An 18,043-nucleotide genomic window follows, 5' to 3' on the forward strand; every position below is an offset into this window, starting at 1 on the left:
GTGTACTAACGATTCGTGCCGATAGGATGCTCCGCATGAGCGACGACGATCTGCTGCGGCTCGAGAACCAGTTGTGCTTCGCCGTCGTGACCGCTGCGCGGAACGTCGTGGCCGTCTATCGGCCGGTGCTCGAGCCGTTGGGGCTGACGCATCCGCAGTACCTCGTCATGCTCGCACTGTGGGAGAGCTCGCCCCGCGCGCTCGGTGAACTTGCGGACGAACTCGCCATGGAGCCCGCGACGCTCAGCCCGCTGGTCAAGCGGCTCGAGGCGCAAGGCAGGGTCACGCGCTCCCGACGGGCGACGGACGAGCGCGTGCTCGACATCGGGCTGACCGACGAGGGCCGGGCGCTGCGCTCGGACGCGCTCGATGTGCCGCGGCGGATCATGGCGAGCACGGGTCTCGATGCGGCTGAAATCGCGCGCCTGCGCGATGCGCTGTCGCGCTTCGCGGGCGGCACGACCCGCTCCACGTGACGCCGACGCGACCGCTCTGTCTCGGTTGCGTTGCCGTTCGATGAACTCCTTCTCATGTTCCTGGGTGGATTCCCGGCGGAATCATAGGCTCGAACGTGCGCACGGCGGCGCGACATGATCGAGCCCCCGACGCGTCCCCATCGGTCAGAACTCAGAGGAATCCCATGCGATCTCGGTCACACCCCGACCACGTGTCATCCCCCACTCGCCGTCGCGTCGCCGCTCTTGCGGCGGCGACAGTCGCGGCCCTCGGTGCCAGCGTTCTCGCGGCCGCTCCCGCTCAGGCGGCGACGACCGAGATCCAGATCATCGCGACGAACGACTTCCACGGCCGCATCCTCGCCGACGGTGCCAACGCCGCCGGCGCCGCCGTGCTCTCGGGTGCGGTGAAGCACCTGCGGGCGACGAACCCCAACACGATCTTCGCCGCGGCGGGCGACCTCATCGGCGCGTCGACGTTCGAGTCGTTCATCGCGAACGACAAGCCGACGATCGACGCGCTCAACGCCGCCGGACTGGATGTCTCGGCGGTCGGCAACCACGAGCTCGACCAGGGCTATGACGACCTGATCAACCGCGTCATGGACCCGACCGACCCCGAGGGCGGCGCGCAGTGGCAGTACATCGCGGCCAACCTCAAGGTCCGCGCTACCGGAAACCCCGCCGTCCCGGCGACGTGGATCGAAGAGCGCGGCGGAGTGCAGGTCGGATTCGTCGGAGCCGTGACCGAGGAGCTCCCCGCCCTCGTGAGCCCGGGTGGCATCGCCGACATCGAGGTGACGTCGATCGTCGACTCGGTCAACGCCGAAGCGACGAAGCTCGTGAACGACGAGGGCGCCGACCTCGTCGTCATGCTCGTCCATGAGGGTGCGCCCAGCACGGACTGCACGGCGATGAACCAGGGCACCGGCGCGTGGGCCAACATCGTCAACAACGTGTCGGCCGACGTCGACGCGATCGTGTCGGGTCACACGCATCTCGCCTACAACTGCGAGTTCCCCGTCGCGGCGTGGGCCGACAAGGCGGTCAAGAATCGTCCGGTCGTCTCGGCCGGCCAGTACGGGACGAACCTCAACAAGCTCACCTTCACCGTCACCGACGGAGAGGTCGCGGCCAAGACGCAGTCGATCATCACGCTGACCGACGGCACTCACAAGGCGGATCCCGATGTCGCAGCCATCGTCGAGAAGGCGCGGGTCGAGGCCGACATCCTCGGAGCCGAGCCGCTCGGTCAGATCGGGGCGGCGTTCAATCGTGCGCAGCTGAGCAGCATCAACTCCACCACCGGGCTTCCCAACGAGAACCGCGGCGGAGAGTCGACGCTCGGCAACCTGGTCGCCGAAGTCCAGCGCTGGGCGACCGAGGAGCCGGAGTCGGGCGCGGCGCAGATCGCGTTCATGAACCCGGGCGGCCTGCGCGCCGACATGGTGGGCACGAACCCCGGCGACGATTCGTACCCGCGCACGCTGACGTACAAGCAGGCCGCGGTCGTGCAGCCGTTCGCGAACACGCTCGTCAACCTGCAGCTCACCGGCGCGCAGATCAAGACGGTGCTCGAACAGCAGTGGCAGCGCGATGCTTTCAACGCGCTGCCGACGCGGCCGTTCCTGCGGTTGGGCGTGTCCGACGGGTTCGAGTACACCTACTCGCAGGCGACCGTCACCGAGACGCAGCTCGACAACCCGAACACCGCGGCGAACGAGGCGGGCCTGACCTACTCGGCGCCGAAGGGCACCATCACGAGCATGACGCTGAACGGCGAGCCGATCGATCCGGCGGCGACGTACTCCGTCACGGTCAACTCGTTCCTCTCGACGGGTGGCGACAACTTCCGGGAGCTCGCGAACGGCACCGGCAAGCGCGACACCGGCAAGATCGACCTGACGGCGATGGTGGATTACATGGATGCCTTCGCGGCGACCACTCCGCTCACGGCGGATTACGCGCAGCGCGCCGTCGAGGTCGCCTTCCCCGCCGATGCCCCGGCATCGTACGAGGCAGGCGCGACCGTCGCGTTCGACGTCAAGTCGTGGACGATGTCCACCGCAGCCGACGTCAAGGACACGAACGTCGACGTATCGCTCGGGAATCGCTCGCTGGGCAGCTTCCCGCTCGACAACTCGATCGGCACCGCGGTGTACGACGACTACGGCACCGCCTCGATCTCGGTCGATCTGCCGGCGAACGTGCCCTTCGGCGCAGCCGTCCTGACGCTCTCGGGCGCTGAGACGGGCACCGAGGTGACGGTGCCGATCACGATCGCCGACGCGACGGCACCGACCGTGACGGTCAAGCCCGCTTCGCAGGGCGTCGACGGCGTGTACAAGCGCGTCTCGTTCGCCTTCGCCGACACGGGCAAGCTCGACAAGCTGACGATCAACGGAGTCGAGACCGACCTCCCCGACGCGCGGCGGGCCTCGCTGAACGGTGTGAAGCCGGGCGTGTACGGCGCGAAGTACGGCGCGAACGAGCTGAAGGTCTACGACGCGTCGGGCAACGTCGCGACGCTGGCCTTCGTCCTCGACGACGTGTCGCCGACGATCACGGTCAAGAGCGGTGAGAGCTTCACGGTCGGAACCGCGTCGCGCGGGTACGAGAAGGTCTCGTTCAAGCTGTACGACCAGTACAAGATCGACAAGATCACGCTCAACGGCACCGAGAAGAACCTGACCGATAACGCGTGGTCGGATCTCAACTTCGTGAAGCCGGGCTCCTTCGGCGCGAAGGCCGGCGCGAACGTGCTCAAGGTCTACGACGTGCTCGGCAACGTCACGACGCTGCGGTTCAAGCTCGTCGCGCCGTAGGCGCCTGATGGACGATGGATGCCGCGGGGTCGAGGCCCCGCGGCATCCATCGTCTTCGGGTGACGCTTCGCGGCCCGCGAACACGAAGCGGATCCCATGTCGGAGGCCCCACCTAAACTTGTAACGTGCCCATCGTTCCCGTCATCGCGCCCGGATTCCCGTCCTCCTCCGGGGGGCATGACACCCACCCTCGAGGCAACTCGAGTGGAACGCTCAGCGTTCGCGGTGCCCGCGTCCACAATCTCAAGAACGTCGACCTCGACATCCCGCGCGACTCGCTCGTCGTGTTCACGGGCCTGTCGGGCTCGGGCAAGTCGAGCCTCGCGTTCGACACGATCTTCGCCGAGGGCCAGCGCCGCTACGTCGAGTCCCTGAGCGCTTACGCGCGTCAGTTCCTGGGGCAGGTCGACCGCCCCGACGTCGACTTCATCGAGGGCCTCTCGCCCGCCGTCTCGATCGACCAGAAGTCCACGAACCGCAACCCGCGCTCGACCGTCGGCACGATCACCGAGATCTTCGACTACATGCGCCTCCTGTGGGCGCGCATCGGCGTGCCGCACTGTCCCGAGTGCGGCGAAGTGATCCAGCGCCAGACGGTGCAGCAGATCGCCGATCAGCTCATGGAGCTTCCGGAGCGCACGCGGTACCAGATCGTCGCGCCGATCGTCACTCAGAAGAAGGGCGAGTTCGTCGACCTCTTCAAAGAGCTCGGGGCCAAGGGCTACGCGCGCGCGATCGTCGACGGCGAGCTCATCCAGCTCGCCGAGCCGCCCGTGCTCAAGAAGAGCTACAAGCACGACATCGCCGTCGTCGTCGACCGCCTCGTCGCCGCCGACGACATCCTGGGGCGCATCACCGACTCCGTCGAGACCGCGCTCGGCCTTGCAGGCGGCGTCGTGCAGGTGAACTTCGTCGACGAAGAGGGGGATGCCGCGTGGCAGTCGTTCTCCGAGAAGCTCGCGTGCCCCAACGGCCACCCGCTGCAGCTCACCGAGATCGAGCCGCGCACGTTCTCGTTCAACGCGCCGTTCGGCGCCTGCCCCGCGTGCTCGGGTCTGGGCACCCGCATGTCGGTCGATCAGGAGCTCATGCTCGGCGACGAGGAGCTCTCGATCAGCGAGGGCGTGCTCATCCCCTGGACGACGCAGGGCAAGGGTCTCTTCCAGTACTACGAGCGCCTGCTCGAGGGCCTCGCCGCCGATCTGAACTTCTCGCTCGACACTCCGTGGAAGGACCTCCGGGTCGACGTGCAGGAGGCGGTTCTGCGCGGCGAGAACTACAAGGTCACGGTCAAGTGGAAGAACCGCTACGGCCGCGAGATGCGCTACTCGTCCGGCTTCGAGGGCGTCGTGCCCTACATCGAGCGCCAATACGTGCAGGCCGAGTCCGACACGCAGCGCCAGCGCTGGTCCGAGTACCTGCGCGAAGTGCCGTGTCCCGTGTGCGACGGCAACCGTCTCAAGCCCGAAGTGCTCGCAGTGCTCGTGCACGGGCATTCCATCGCGGATGCCTCGCGTCTGAGCCTCGCGGACGCGCACGCGTACTTCGCGAACCTCCAGCTCACCGACCGCGAGGCCAAGATCGCGGCGCAGGTGCTCCGCGAGATCCGCGCGCGCCTCGACTTCCTGCTGCAGGTCGGCCTGAACTACCTGAGCCTCAGCAGGTCGGCGGGCTCGCTCTCGGGCGGCGAGGCGCAGCGCATCCGGCTCGCGACGCAGATCGGCTCGGGACTCACGGGCGTGCTCTACGTGCTGGATGAGCCGTCGATCGGTCTGCACCAGCGCGACAACCGGCGCCTCATCGAGACGCTGCTCACGCTCCGCGATCTCGGCAACACCCTGATCGTCGTCGAGCACGACGAGGAGACGATCCACGCCTCCGACTGGATCGTCGACATCGGCCCTCGTGCGGGCGTCGACGGCGGCGACGTCGTGCATTCGGGCCCGCTCGCCGAGCTGCTGACCGAACCACGGTCGATCACGGCCGACTATCTCGCCGGACGCCGTTCGATCGAGACGCCGAAGAAGCGGCGCAAGATCGACAGGAAGCGCCAGATCACGGTCGTCGGCGCGCGCGAGAACAACCTGAAGAACGTCACCGTCGACTTCCCGCTCGGCGTCATGACGGCCGTGACCGGCGTCAGCGGCTCGGGCAAGTCGTCGCTCGTGAACGGCATCCTGTACGAAGTCCTCGCGACCAAGCTCAACGGCGCGCGTCGCGTCGCGGGCAAGCACACGCGCGTGACGGGACTCGACAACCTCGACAAGGTCGTGCACGTCGACCAGGCGCCGATCGGCCGCACGCCGCGCTCGAACCCGGCGACCTACACGGGCGTCTTCGACCGCATCCGCACGCTCTTCAGCGAGACGACCGAGGCGAAGGTGCGCGGCTACCTGCCCGGGCGCTTCAGCTTCAACGTCAAGGGCGGCCGTTGCGAGGCGTGCTCGGGCGACGGCACGATCAAGATCGAGATGAACTTCCTCCCCGACGTCTACGTCGACTGCGAGGTCTGCCACGGCAAGCGCTACAACCGCGACACCCTCGCGGTGCACTACAAGGGCAAGAACATCGCCGAGGTGCTCGAGATGCCGATCTCCGAGGCGGCGGAGTTCTTCGAGCCGATCCAGGCGATCCACCGCTACCTCAAGACGCTCGTCGACGTGGGCCTGGGCTACGTGCGGCTCGGCCAGTCCGCCACGACGCTCTCGGGCGGCGAGGCGCAGCGCGTCAAGCTCGCGACCGAGCTGCAGCGCCGCTCGAACGGCCGGTCGATCTACGTGCTCGACGAGCCGACGACGGGTCTGCACTTCGAAGACGTCGCGCGCCTGCTCGAAGTGCTGAACGGCCTCGTCGACAAGGGCAACACCGTCATCGTGATCGAGCACAACCTCGACGTCATCAAGTCCTCCGACTGGATCATCGACCTCGGCCCCGAGGGCGGGTCGGGCGGCGGCGAGATCATCGCGACGGGCACGCCCGAGCAGGTCGCGCAGGTGGAGGGCAGCCACACGGCGACCTTCCTGGCGGAGGTGCTCGGCACGCAGGCGGCCCGCAAGGCGGGCTGAGCGGATGCCGGCATCCCGTCGCCCCACGGTCTCCTACAAACCGAAGCCGGGCGAGATCCCGACCAATCCGGGGGTCTATCGCTTCCGTGACAAGGACGGCCGCGTCCTCTACGTCGGCAAGGCGAAGAGCCTCCGTGCGCGCCTGTCGAACTACTTCGCACCGCTGCACACGCTGCACGAACGCACGCGGCGGATGGTCACGACCGCGGCATCGGTCGAATGGACGGTCGTCGCGAGCGACGTCGACTCACTGCAGCTCGAGTACATGTGGATCAAGGAGTTCGATCCGCCGTTCAACGTGCGCTACCGCGACGACAAGTCGTACCCCTTCATGGCGATCACGCTCGGCGACGAAGCGCCGCGCGTCATCGTGACGCGCAACCGTCGCATCCCCGGAGCGAAGTACTTCGGGCCGTATCCCAAGGTCTGGGCCGTGCACGACACGATCGACCAGATGATCAAGGTCTTCCCGATCCGCACGTGCAGCGACTCGTCGTACAAGAAGGCGATGGCGACAGGGCGTCCGTGCTTCCCCGGGCAGATCGGCCGCTGCGGCGGCCCGTGCTCGATGAAGGTCACGATCGAGGAGCACCGCGCGATCGTGGACGACTTCGTCGCCTTCATGGCCGGCGGCGACCAGCGCTTCACGCGCGACCTGACGCGGCGCATGCGCGAGGCATCCGCCGCCATGGACTACGAGGCCGCCGCCGTGTACCGAGACCGGCTGCAGGCGATCGACGCCGTGCTCAACAAGAGCGCCCTCGTGCTCGCCGCCGACACCGACGCCGACCTGTTCGGCGTCGCCGAGGACGAACTCGCCGCGACGGTGCAGCACTTCGTCATCCGCGGCGGGCGCGTGCGCGGCGTGCGCGCGACGACGATCGAGAAGGAGATCGACATCGCGGGTGCCGATCTCGTCGATCAGGTGATCCAGCGGGCGTACGGGGATGCTCCGGCATCCGACATCCCGAAGCAGGTGCTCGTGCCGTCCCTGCCCGACGACGCCGCCGAGCTCGAGCAGTGGCTGCGCGACAAGCGCGGCAAGAACGTCACGATCCAGGTGGCGCAGCGGGGGCGCAAGGCCGAGCTCATGAAGACGGCCCACCTCAATGCGCAGCAGGCGCTCATGCTCCACAAGACGCGGCGCACGAGCGACTACGTCGCTCGGACGCAGGCGCTCACGGATCTGCAGGAGGCCCTCGATCTCGCCGAGGCGCCGCTGCGCATCGAGTGCTTCGACGTCTCGCACCTCGGCGGCACGAATGTCGTCGCCTCGATGGTCGTCTTCGAGGACGGGCTCGCGCGCAAGGATCAGTACCGCTCGTTCGGGGTCGCTGAGACCACCGACGACACCGATTCGCTCTATCAGGTGCTCCGTCGACGGCTCGCGTATCTCGATCGGCCCGAGGAAGACGACGTGATCCCGGATGCCGCGGCCGACGGCTCCGTCGTCACGACCCGCAAGAAGCCCCGGTTCGCGTACCGGCCGCAGCTTCTCGTGGTCGACGGCGGCAAGCCGCAGGTCGAGGCCGCCGCCCGCGCGCTGCGCGATGCCGGCCACGAGGAGATCGCGCTGTGCGGCATCGCGAAGAGGCTCGAGGAGGTGTGGATGCCGGGGGAGGAGTACCCCGTCATCCTGCCCCGCACGAGCGAGGCGCTGTACCTGCTCCAGCGCCTGCGCGATGAGGCGCACCGCTTCGCGATCACGCATCAGCGCCGGCGCCGGCGGCGCGACATCCAGAGCGTGCTCGCCGAGGTCCCGGGCCTCGGCGAAGCCCGCATCCGGGCGCTGCTGCGGCACTTCGGCTCCGTCGCAGCACTCAAGGGCGCGACGACCGACGAGATCGCCGAACTGCCCGGAGTGGGTCCGAAGCTCGCTTCGGCGATTCACGAGCACCTCGCGAGTGGCTAGGCTGGATCCGACGACGGGGGTGGTGATGAGCGACGACGTGTCGCGACGCGAGAGCGGCGAAGTGCTCATCGTGACGGGGATGTCGGGTGCCGGGCGCTCGACGGCGGCGAACGCGCTCGAAGACCTCGATTGGTACGTCGTCGACAATCTGCCGCCGCAGATGCTCAAGCCCCTGCTGGATCTCACCGAGATCGCGGCCGATGCGCTGCCGAAGGTCGCCGTCGTCGTCGATGTCCGCGGCCGCGACCTGTTCTCCGAGCTCCCGGTCGCCCTGCAGCAGCTGCGGGATCGCCGCAAGCTGCGACTGCTGTTCCTGGATGCCTCGGACGACGTCCTGGTGCGTCGATTCGAAGCCGTGCGCCGGCCTCACCCCCTGCAGGCCGAGGGGACGATCATCGACGGCATCCGACGCGAGCGCGAGCGCCTCGCGGCCGTGCGCGAAAGCGCGGACGTCATCCTCGACACGTCCGGCTACAACATCCACCAGCTGGCGACCCGCATCGTCGACCTGTTCTCGGACGAAGGTTCCGCGCGGCACACGCTCACGATCATGAGCTTCGGCTTCAAGTACGGGCTCCCGCCCGACGCGGACATGGCCGCCGACATGCGCTTCCTGCCGAACCCGTTCTGGAACGACGAGCTGAAGTCCCTCACGGGAGAGGACGAAGCCGTGCGCGACTTCGTCCTCGATCAAGAAGGCGCCGTGGAGTTCATCGACGCGTACGCCGCGGCGCTGCGGCCCGTGCTCGAGGGCTATCAGCGCGAGAACAAGCGGCATTCCGTGCTCGCGGTCGGCTGCACGGGGGGCAAGCATCGCTCCGTCGTGACCGCTCGCGAGCTCGCCGAGCGCCTGGCGCATGTGCCCGGCGTCGCCGTCCGGATCAAGCACCGCGACCTCGGCCGCGAGTGACGGCGGGTAGGCTGGACGATCTTCCCCGCCCCATTCCTCAGAGGAGAAACGTGTCGCTGACAGCCGACGTGAAGGCCGAGCTGACCGCCGTGCGCGACCCGCGCCCGACCGCCCGTGTGGCCGAACTCACCTCGCTGCTTCGGTTCTCGGGCGGGTTGCACTCGATCGCGAACCGCGTGGCGGTCGAGGCCGAGCTCGACACCGACCAGCTCGCGCGTCGCGTCGCGCGCGATCTCATGGAGCTCTACGGAGTGCGGCCCGAGCTCGTCCACGTGCAAGGGTCCGGTGGGCGCAGCGGCAGCTATGCGGTGCGGGTGATCGACGGCGGCGAGACCCTCGCGCGCCAGACGGGTCTCCTCGACCAGCGCCGACGCCCCGTGCGCGGGCTTCCGAACAAGCTCACGACCGGCTCGCGCGAAGATCTTGCGGCGATCTGGCGTGGCGCGTTCCTCGCCGCCGGCTCCCTCAGCGAGCCCGGCCGCTCGGCGGCGCTCGAGATCACGTGCCCCGCCCCCGAGGCGGCGATGGCGCTCGAGGGCGCGGCGCGACGGCTCGGCATCCCCGCCAAGGCGCGCGAGGTCCGCGGCATCCCGCGCGTCGTCGTCCGCGAAGGCGAGGCGATCCGCGTCGCCCTGGCGATGATGGGGGCCAAGAACGCCGCCGCCGACTGGGATCAGATGCGTCAGCGCCGTGAGGTCCGCGCGGGTGTGAACCGCCTCGTGAACTTCGACGACGCGAATCTGCGCCGATCGGCGCAGGCCGCCGTCGCGGCGTGCGCGCGTGTCGAGCGCGCGCTCGAGATCCTCGGCGACGAGGTGCCCGAGCACCTGCGCGAAGCGGGCGAACTGCGCCTCGCGCACCGCGATGCGAGTCTCGACGAGCTCGGCCACCACGCGGATCCACCGCTCACGAAGGACGCCGTCGCCGGCCGCATCCGTCGCCTGCTCGCGATGGCCGACAAGAAGGCCGAGGTCGAGGGGCTGCCCGACACCGAGTCGGCCGTTCCGGCCGGCGTCGAGGACTGATAACAGCACGTCATCGAGGGAACAACCCCCTCGCTCGTGCGTTGCCTCTCAGTAGGATGAAACGCGTCACCCTCGCCGCGCGGGGAGCCTCCATGCGCGGTGTCGACAGGAAGAAGAGAACATGGCGAAGTACACCCTGCCCGACCTCCCTTACGACTTCGCGGCGCTCGAGCCGCACATCAGCGGCAAGATCATGCAGCTGCATCACGACAAGCACCATGCGGCGTACGTGGCCGGCGCGAACACGGCCCTCGAGCAGCTCGCCGAGGCACGCGAATCGGGCAACCTCGCGAACGTGAACAAGCTCGAGAAGGACCTCGCGTTCCACCTCGGCGGCCACGTCAACCACTCCATCTTCTGGACCAACCTGTCGCCGGACGGCGGCGGTCAGCCCGAGGGTGAGCTCGCGGCAGCGATCGACGAGTTCTTCGGTGGCTTCGAGAAGTTCCAGGCGCACTTCGCCGCCGCGGCGAACGGCATCCAGGGCTCCGGATGGGCCGTCCTCAGCTGGGACCCGATCGGCGAGCAGCTGATCATCCAGCAGCTCTTCGACCAGCAGAGCAACACGGCGCAGGGCACGATCCCGGTCTTCCAGCTCGACATGTGGGAGCACGCGTTCTACCTCGACTACCTCAACGTCAAGGCCGATTACGTCAAGGCCGTCTGGAACATCGCGAACTGGCAGAACGTCGCTGATCGCCTCGCCGCAGCCCGCGAGAAGACCTCGGGCCTGCTGGTACTGTCATAGCAAGCGCGGCGTCCCGACGGGTTCGCCCGCCGGGACGCCGTTGTCCACCGTCGTAATCGCATCATTTCGCGCATTCGCGCACGACACACTCAGGAGACATTCCGTGACTGTCAAGATCGGGATCAACGGCTTCGGCCGCATCGGACGCAACTTCCTCCGCGCAGCGCTCGAGCAGGGCGCGGACCTCGAAATCGTGGCGGTGAACGACCTCACCGACAACAAGGCCCTCGCGCACCTCCTCAAGTACGACTCGGTGGGCGGTCGCCTCGACGCCGACGTCTCGTACGATGCGGACTCGATCACCGTCAACGGCAAGGCCATCAAGGTCTTCGAAGAGCGCGACCCGGCGAACCTGCCGTGGGGCGAGCTCGGCGTCGACATCGTCATCGAGTCGACCGGCCGGTTCACCAACGCCGCCGATGCGGGCAAGCACATCGCCGGTGGCGCCAAGAAGGTCATCATCTCGGCTCCGGGCACGGACGTCGACGGCACGTTCGTCATGGGCGTGAACGACGACACGTACGACTCGGCGACGATGAACATCATCTCGAACGCGTCGTGCACGACGAACTGCCTCGCCCCGCTCGCCAAGGTCTTCAACGACAACTTCGGCATCGAGCGCGGCTTCATGATGACGGCGCACGCCTACACGGCCGACCAGAACCTGCAGGACGGCCCGCACAGCGACCTGCACCGTGCCCGCGCGGCCGCGATCAACATCGTCCCCGCCTCGACCGGCGCGGCGAAGGCGATCGGCCTCGTGCTGCCCGAGCTCAACGGCAAACTGAGCGGCTCGTCGTACCGCGTGCCGATCCCCACGGGCTCGATCGTCGACCTCACGATCATCACGCCGGCCGAGGGTCTGACCGCCGACGTCATCAACGCCGCGTACGAGAAGGCCGCGGCCGACGGCGAGCTCGCCGGGTACCTGAAGTACAACACCGACCCGATCGTCTCGACCGACATCGTGCACGACCCGCACTCGTCGATCTTCGACGCCGGCCTGACCAACGTCTCGGGCAACCTCGTGAAGGTCTCGGCGTGGTACGACAACGAGTGGGGCTACTCCAACCGCCTCGTCGACCTCACCGAGCTGGTCGCCGACAAGCTCTGACGATCATGGCCCTGCGCACCCTCGATTCGCTGGGGTCGCTCGCCGGCAAGCGCGTCATCGTCCGTTGTGATCTGAACGTCCCCCTGAAGGACGGCGTCATCACGGACGATGGCCGCGTGCGGGCGTCGCTTCCCACGCTCAACGCCCTCATCGACCAGGGCGCACGCCTCGTCGTGTGCTCGCACCTGGGTCGCCCCGACGGCGCGCCCGACGCGAAGTACAGCCTCGAGCCGGTCGCGCAGCGGCTATCCGAGCTGCTCGGCAAGCCCGTCGCCTTCTCCCGTGACACGGTGGGGGAGTCCGCGCACGAAGCGGTCGCCGCGCTCGACGACGGCGATGTCGCGGTGATCGAGAACCTGCGCTTCAACCCGGGTGAGACGGCGAAGGATGACGCGGCCCGCCGCGCCTTCGCCGATGAGCTCGCGGCGCTCGGCGACGCCCTCGTCTCGGACGGCTTCGGCGTCGTGCACCGCAAGCAGGCGTCGGTCTACGATCTCGCCGAGATCCTGCCGTCGGCCGCAGGGCTGCTCATCGCGACCGAGCTCGACGTGCTCGATCGTCTGACCGAGAACCCCGAGCGCCCGTATGCGGTCGTGCTCGGCGGCTCGAAGGTGAGCGACAAGCTCGGCGTCATCGAGCATCTGCTGCCGCGCGCCGACAAGATCCTGGTCGGCGGGGGGATGCTGTTCACGTTCCTCGCGGCGCAGGGTTTCAAGGTCGGCAAGTCGCTCCTCGAGGAAGACCAGATCGACCGCGTCAAGGGCTACATCGCGACGGCGGCAGTGAAGGGCGTCGAGCTCATCCTTCCCGTGGATGCCGTGATGGCGGCATCCTTCAGCGCCGACGCCGATCACGTGGTCGCTCCTGCCGACGCGCTGGAAGAGACCGCGTTCGGGGCGTCCGGCCTCGGCCTGGACATCGGACCCGAGACGGCGAAGCTCTTCGCCGACGCGATCCGCACATCGAAGACGGTCTTCTGGAACGGCCCGATGGGCGTGTTCGAGATGCCGGCCTTCGCCGCCGGCACCAAGGCGGTCGCGCAGGCGCTCACCGCCGTCGACGGACTCTCGGTCGTCGGGGGCGGCGACTCCGCCGCAGCCGTGCGTCAGCTCGGCTTCCGCGACGATCAATTCGGCCACATCTCGACGGGCGGCGGCGCGAGCCTCGAGTTCCTCGAGGGCAAGAAGCTCCCCGGACTGGAGGTCCTCGGATGGCAGTGAATGGCAGAACCCCGCTCATCGCAGGCAACTGGAAGATGAACCTCGACCACCTTCAGGCGGTCGCGTTCGTCCAGAAGCTGCACTGGGCTCTGAAGGACGCCAAGCACGAGGACGACTCGGTCGAGGTCGCGGTCTTCCCGCCCTTCACCGACCTGCGCACGGTCCAGACGCTCATCGACGCCGACAAGATCCCGTTCGCCTTCGGCGCGCAGGACCTCTCGACGCACGACTCGGGCGCCTACACGGGCGAGATCTCGGGTGCCTTCCTGTCGAAGCTGCAGTGCGGCTACGTCATCATCGGGCACTCCGAGCGTCGCCAGTACCACCACGAGACCGACGAGGTCGTCGCGGCCAAGGTCCAGGCGGCGCTCCGTCACGGGTTGGTTCCCGTGATCTGCGTCGGCGAGACGCTCGAGCAGCGCGAGGAGTCCGGGCCCACCGCGGTTTCGGTGGCGCAGCTCGAGGTGGCGCTCGAAGGGGTGCCCGCCTCCGCCGATATCGTCGTGGCCTACGAGCCGGTGTGGGCGATCGGGACGGGCCAGGTCGCCTCGCCCGAGCAGGCGCAGGAGGTCTGCGCTGCGCTGCGCGCCGTGCTCGCCGACAAACTGGACGCGGATGCCGCGGCCCGCACGCGCATCCTGTACGGCGGCTCGGTCAAGTCCTCCAATGTCGCGAGCTTCATGCGCGAGCCCGACGTCGACGGGGCGCTCGTGGGCGGTGCGAGCCTCGTCGTGGACGAGTTCGCGGCGATCATCCGCTACCAGAAGCACGTCGGCGTCTAGGTCACCCGTATACTTGACCCTTGTGCGATCCGACGGGTCGCCTTGAAAGGCTTTGAAGAACAGTGCAGATCCTCGAGTTCGTCCTGCAGGTGCTCCTCGGCATCACGAGCCTCCTGCTGACCCTCCTCATCCTGCTCCACAAGGGGCGCGGCGGCGGTTTGTCCGACATGTTCGGCGGCGGCATGACGTCGGCCCTCGGATCGTCGGGCCTTGCGGAGCGCAACCTCAACCGCTTCACGATCGTCCTCGCACTCGCGTGGTTCATCTCGATCGTCGCCCTCGGCCTGATCACGAAGTTCCAGGGTCTCTGATGGCTACCGGTGGCAACGCGATCCGCGGCACCCGCGTCGGCGCGGGCCCGATGGGCGAGCAGGACCACGGCTTCCACGCCGATCGCGTCGCGATCTCGTACTGGGACGCCCTGGGCAACGAGACGGTTCGCTACTTCGCGGCGGGCATCCCCGAGGAGGAGATCCCCGAGACGATCGACTCCCCGCACTCCGGCCTTCCCGCCGGTCGTGACAAAGAGAATCCGCCGGCGGTCGCCAAGACAGAGCCGTACAAGACGCACCTCGCCTACGTGAAGGAGCGCCGGACCGAAGAAGAGGCCGAGAGCCTCCTCGACGACGCCCTGCACCAGTTGCGCGAGCGTCGCGGCCAGGACTGAGAACGTCTGAATTTGAGAAGAGCGGATGCCGTGAGGCATCCGCTCTTCTAGTACTCGCTGTCGATGAGCTCGGGCGGCACCTCTGCGGCTGCCGCCTGGTCGACGAAGAAGATCGTGCGCTTGCGCCCCTTCGCTCCAGCTGCCGGAACGCTCTCATAGCTCGCGCCTGCGAGGGCGAGGCCGAGAGCCGCCGCCTTGTCGGCACCGGCGAGCACCATCCACACGCGCTTGGACGAGTTGATGACCGGGCGGGTGAAGCTGACACGCTCGGGCGGGGGTTTGGGGGAGTCGCGCACAGGTACGACCGCGCGGTCCGCGATCTGGATCTCGGGGCGATCGGGGAACAGCGATGCGATGTGCGCATCGGGGCCGACGCCGAGGAAGCACACGTCGAACGACGGCCACGCGAACTCGGCGCAGCGGAATCGTGCGAGTTCGTCGGCGTACGCGTCGGCGGCCTCATCGAGCGAGAGACCGTCGTCGGTCGCGGCGACCGCATGGATGTTCTCGGGCGGGAGGGGGAGGGCGTCGAGCATCGCGGTGCGCGCCTGGACCTCGTTGCGCTCCGGGTCGTTCACCGCGAGGAACCGCTCGTCGCTCCACCAGAAGTGCACGAGCGACCAGTCGATCTCGGTGGAGCGGTGCTGGGCCGCGGCCGCGGCGAGAACAGCGCCGCCCATGGACCCGCCGGTCAGCGAGATGTGCGCGCGCTTGCCGAGCGAGGTGCGCTTGGCGACGCGGTGAAGGAAGCGTTCCGCCACCGACTCGGCGAGAGCGCGGGAATCGGAGGCGATCACGACGCGCTTCTCGGTCGAGTACTCAGGCATGCGTCTCCGTCGTCGCCGGTGGGTCGAGAAGGGCCCAGCCCTCCGTGATGACTCGACCATACAGGACGTCGGGATCCAGGCGACGGAGCTCTTCCGCGAGGCATTCACGCAGGGTCCGGCGGGGCAGCACGAGGTCGTGCATCGGCTGACCGGGCTGCGTCAGGCAGGCGATCGCCGCCGAGGAACGCTCGAGGAGCACATCGCCGCTCGCGCGGATGAGCTTGACCGACTTGATGCCGTCGTGCCACTCGCTCTCGGGCAGATAGCGCCAGTCGACGGGCACGTCGAGCATGAGCCGCAGCCACGCGGCGAGCAGTGCGGTCGACGGCGACGTGCTCGCGCCCCGCACTTCGACCGCCGTCACGGTGTCGTACGGCGGCTGGTCGAGCACGGCCGCGAGCTGCTCGCGCCAGTGCGTCAGACGCGTCCACGCGAGGTCGGTGTCACCCGGGGCGTGGTTGTCACCGAGGTGTGCGACCCAGGCCGACGGATCGGACTTCGTCGCGGCATCCGTGATCCGTCGCTGCGCGATGCGGCCGATCGACGTCGTCGAAGGGGACTCCGGCGTCGTGTTGGGCCACCACACGACGACGGGAGCATCGGGCAGCAGCAGCCCCGTGACGAGACTCTCGAGATTGGAGGAGCCGGCTTCGCCGAAGGCGTGCAGCGTCACGACCTCGCTGGCTCCGGCATCCCCACCGACGCGGATCTGCGCGTCGAGTCGCGAGTCGGCGTCGTCGGCGTTGATGACGAGCACGATGACGCGCATCGGGTGCTCGCGGGATGCGTCGTTCGCGGCCTCGATGACCTCTTCCATCGCGCCCTCGCGGGTCAGGATGATGAGGGTGAGCACGCGACCGAGAGCGACCGCGCCGCCCTCTTCGCGGACGTTCACGAGAGCCCGCGAGATCTTGCTCACGGTGGTGTCGGGCAGATCGACGATCACGGTCGCCTCCAGGTGCGCCCGTCGCGGGCGAGCATTTCGTCGGCGGATGCCGGGCCCCACGAACCGGGGGCGTACTGCTCGAGGGGACCGCCCTGCTGCGCCCAGAACTGCTCGATGGGGTCGAGGATCTTCCACGAGAGGTCGACTTCCTCGTGGCGGGGGAAGAGCGGCGGATCGCCGAGGAGCACGTCGAGGATGAGTCGTTCGTACGCTTCGGGGCTCGCTTCGGTGAAGGCGTGCCCGTAGCCGAAGTCCATCGTGACGTCGCGCACCTGGGCGCCGGCGCCGGGAACCTTCGAGCCGAAGCGGATCGTGACTCCCTCGTCGGGCTGGACGCGGATGACGAGGGCGTTCTGCCCCTGCCCCGCCGTCTGACTGCGCGAGAAGAGCTGCTCGGGCGCGGTCTTGAAGATCACGGCGATCTCGGTGACGCGGCGGCCGAGGCGCTTGCCCGTGCGCAGGTAGAACGGCACCCCCGCCCAGCGGCGCGTGTTGATCTCGAGGGTGACGGCGGCATACGTCTCGGTCGTGGATTCGGGGTTCATCCCCTCCTCTTCGAGGAAGCCGAGCACCTTCTCGCCCCCCTGCCAACCGCCGGCGTACTGGCCGCGGGCCGTCGTGCGCGCAAGATCCTTCGGCAGCGTCACAGCGGCGAGCACCTTCTCCTTCTCGGCGCGGAGGTTCTTCGCATCGAAGGTGATGGGCTCCTCCATCGCCGTGAGGGCGAGGAGCTGCAGCAGGTGGTTCTGGATCACGTCGCGCGCCGCGCCGATGCCGTCGTAGTACCCGGCGCGACCACCGACGCCGATGTCCTCGGCCATCGTGATCTGCACGTGGTCGACGTAGTTGGCGTTCCAGATCGGCTCGTACAGCTCGTTCGCGAAGCGCAGCGCCAAGATGTTCTGGACCGTCTCCTTGCCGAGGTAGTGGTCGATGCGGAAGATCGAGTCGGTCGGGAACGCCGAGCGCAGGGCGTCATTGAGCTCCTGCGCCGATTCGCGGTCGTGGCCGAACGGCTTCTCGATCACGACGCGACGCCAGCGCTCGGGCTGATCCGCCGTGTCGTCGACGAGCCCCGAGGCCTTCAGCTGCTCCGCGACGATCGGGAAGTCCTTGGGCGGGATCGACAGGTAGAACGCGTGGTTTCCCATCGTGCCCCGCTCGACATCCAGCTTGTCGACCGTCTCTTTCAGGCGTTGGAACGCCTTCTCGTCGTCGAACTCGCCCTGGACGAAGCGGATGCCCTCCATGAGCTGCTGCCACGTCTCGTCGCGGAACTCGGTGCGAGCGTGGTCCTTGACGGCGTCATGCACGACCTTCGCGAAGTCCTGGTCATCCCAGTCGCGACGTGCGAAGCCGACGAGGGCGAACCCGGGGGGCAGCAGGCCGCGATTGGCGAGGTCGTAGACGGCGGGCATGAGCTTCTTGCGGGAGAGGTCTCCCGTCACCCCGAAGATCACGAGCGCGCTCGGACCGGCGATGCGGTTGAGGCGGTGGTCTTCGGCGTCGCGCAGCGGGTTGTGCCCGCGCGAGATCTCGACTGACAT

Annotated in this window: 15 protein-coding genes; 12 read left to right on the top strand and 3 right to left on the bottom strand. The window is 68.2% G+C overall.

What is annotated here, in order from left to right:
- The first annotated feature begins 35 nt into the window (after window positions 1–35).
- The 12 genes from MA876_RS08590 (at window position 36) to MA876_RS08645 (ending at window position 14,723) form a co-directional block, all read left to right on the top strand.
- Window positions 36–476, top strand: a complete 441-nt coding sequence (locus MA876_RS08590) for a MarR family winged helix-turn-helix transcriptional regulator (protein WP_248147783.1) — start codon at window positions 36–38, stop codon at window positions 474–476.
- Window positions 477–667: 191 nt separating this feature from the next.
- Window positions 668–3,280, top strand: a complete 2,613-nt coding sequence (locus tag MA876_RS08595) for a bifunctional metallophosphatase/5'-nucleotidase (RefSeq protein WP_248147784.1) — start codon at window positions 668–670, stop codon at window positions 3,278–3,280.
- Window positions 3,281–3,423: 143 nt separating this feature from the next.
- Entirely contained in the window at window positions 3,424–6,345 is a 2,922-nt protein-coding gene (gene uvrA, locus MA876_RS08600; RefSeq protein WP_372491507.1) for an excinuclease ABC subunit UvrA, read from the top strand.
- 4 nt (window positions 6,346–6,349) lie between these two features.
- On the top strand, window positions 6,350–8,257 hold the full coding sequence (uvrC, locus tag MA876_RS08605) for an excinuclease ABC subunit UvrC (RefSeq protein WP_248147786.1): 1,908 nt from the start codon (window positions 6,350–6,352) through the stop codon (window positions 8,255–8,257).
- Window positions 8,258–8,282: 25 nt separating this feature from the next.
- On the top strand, window positions 8,283–9,167 hold the full coding sequence (rapZ, locus tag MA876_RS08610) for an RNase adapter RapZ (protein ID WP_248147787.1): 885 nt from the start codon (window positions 8,283–8,285) through the stop codon (window positions 9,165–9,167).
- A gap of 50 nt (window positions 9,168–9,217) precedes the next feature.
- Window positions 9,218–10,192 carry a DNA-binding protein WhiA gene (whiA, locus tag MA876_RS08615; protein ID WP_248147788.1) on the top strand — a complete coding sequence of 325 codons (975 nt, stop codon included), beginning with the start codon at window positions 9,218–9,220 and terminating at the stop codon, window positions 10,190–10,192.
- Between the two features lie 121 nt (window positions 10,193–10,313).
- On the top strand, window positions 10,314–10,940 hold the full coding sequence (locus tag MA876_RS08620) for a superoxide dismutase (RefSeq protein WP_248147789.1): 627 nt from the start codon (window positions 10,314–10,316) through the stop codon (window positions 10,938–10,940).
- Window positions 10,941–11,043: 103 nt separating this feature from the next.
- Window positions 11,044–12,054, top strand: a complete 1,011-nt coding sequence (gap, locus tag MA876_RS08625; RefSeq protein ID WP_248147791.1) for a type I glyceraldehyde-3-phosphate dehydrogenase — start codon at window positions 11,044–11,046, stop codon at window positions 12,052–12,054.
- A 5-nt stretch (window positions 12,055–12,059) separates the two neighbouring features.
- On the top strand, window positions 12,060–13,274 hold the full coding sequence (locus tag MA876_RS08630) for a phosphoglycerate kinase (RefSeq protein WP_248147793.1): 1,215 nt from the start codon (window positions 12,060–12,062) through the stop codon (window positions 13,272–13,274).
- On the top strand, window positions 13,265–14,056 hold the full coding sequence (gene tpiA / locus MA876_RS08635; protein WP_248147794.1) for a triose-phosphate isomerase: 792 nt from the start codon (window positions 13,265–13,267) through the stop codon (window positions 14,054–14,056). The genes MA876_RS08630 and tpiA overlap by 10 nt, the downstream gene beginning before the upstream one ends.
- Window positions 14,057–14,118: 62 nt before the next feature.
- Window positions 14,119–14,367, top strand: a complete 249-nt coding sequence (secG, locus tag MA876_RS08640; protein WP_248147796.1) for a preprotein translocase subunit SecG — start codon at window positions 14,119–14,121, stop codon at window positions 14,365–14,367.
- Window positions 14,367–14,723, top strand: coding sequence for an RNA polymerase-binding protein RbpA (locus MA876_RS08645; RefSeq protein WP_248147798.1), 357 nt, complete (start codon window positions 14,367–14,369; stop codon window positions 14,721–14,723). Before secG ends, MA876_RS08645 begins: the two co-directional genes overlap by 1 nt.
- A 47-nt stretch (window positions 14,724–14,770) precedes the next feature.
- Here the strand turns inward: MA876_RS08645 and pgl are convergent, their stop codons facing one another.
- From pgl to zwf, 3 genes are read right to left on the bottom strand one after another with little or no spacing between them, the layout of a single operon-like run.
- Entirely contained in the window at window positions 14,771–15,550 is a 780-nt protein-coding gene (pgl, locus tag MA876_RS08650) for a 6-phosphogluconolactonase (protein WP_248147800.1), read from the bottom strand.
- A complete protein-coding gene (locus tag MA876_RS08655; protein ID WP_248147802.1) occupies window positions 15,543–16,496 on the bottom strand; it encodes a glucose-6-phosphate dehydrogenase assembly protein OpcA in 954 nt (317 codons plus the stop codon). The genes pgl and MA876_RS08655 overlap by 8 nt, the downstream gene beginning before the upstream one ends.
- Window positions 16,493–18,043, bottom strand: coding sequence for a glucose-6-phosphate dehydrogenase (zwf, locus tag MA876_RS08660; RefSeq protein WP_248147804.1), 1,551 nt, complete (start codon window positions 18,041–18,043; stop codon window positions 16,493–16,495). The genes MA876_RS08655 and zwf overlap by 4 nt, the downstream gene beginning before the upstream one ends.

Origin of the sequence: Microbacterium aoyamense, assembly GCF_023155855.1 — a bacterium.
GTDB lineage: Bacteria > Actinomycetota > Actinomycetes > Actinomycetales > Microbacteriaceae > Microbacterium > Microbacterium aoyamense.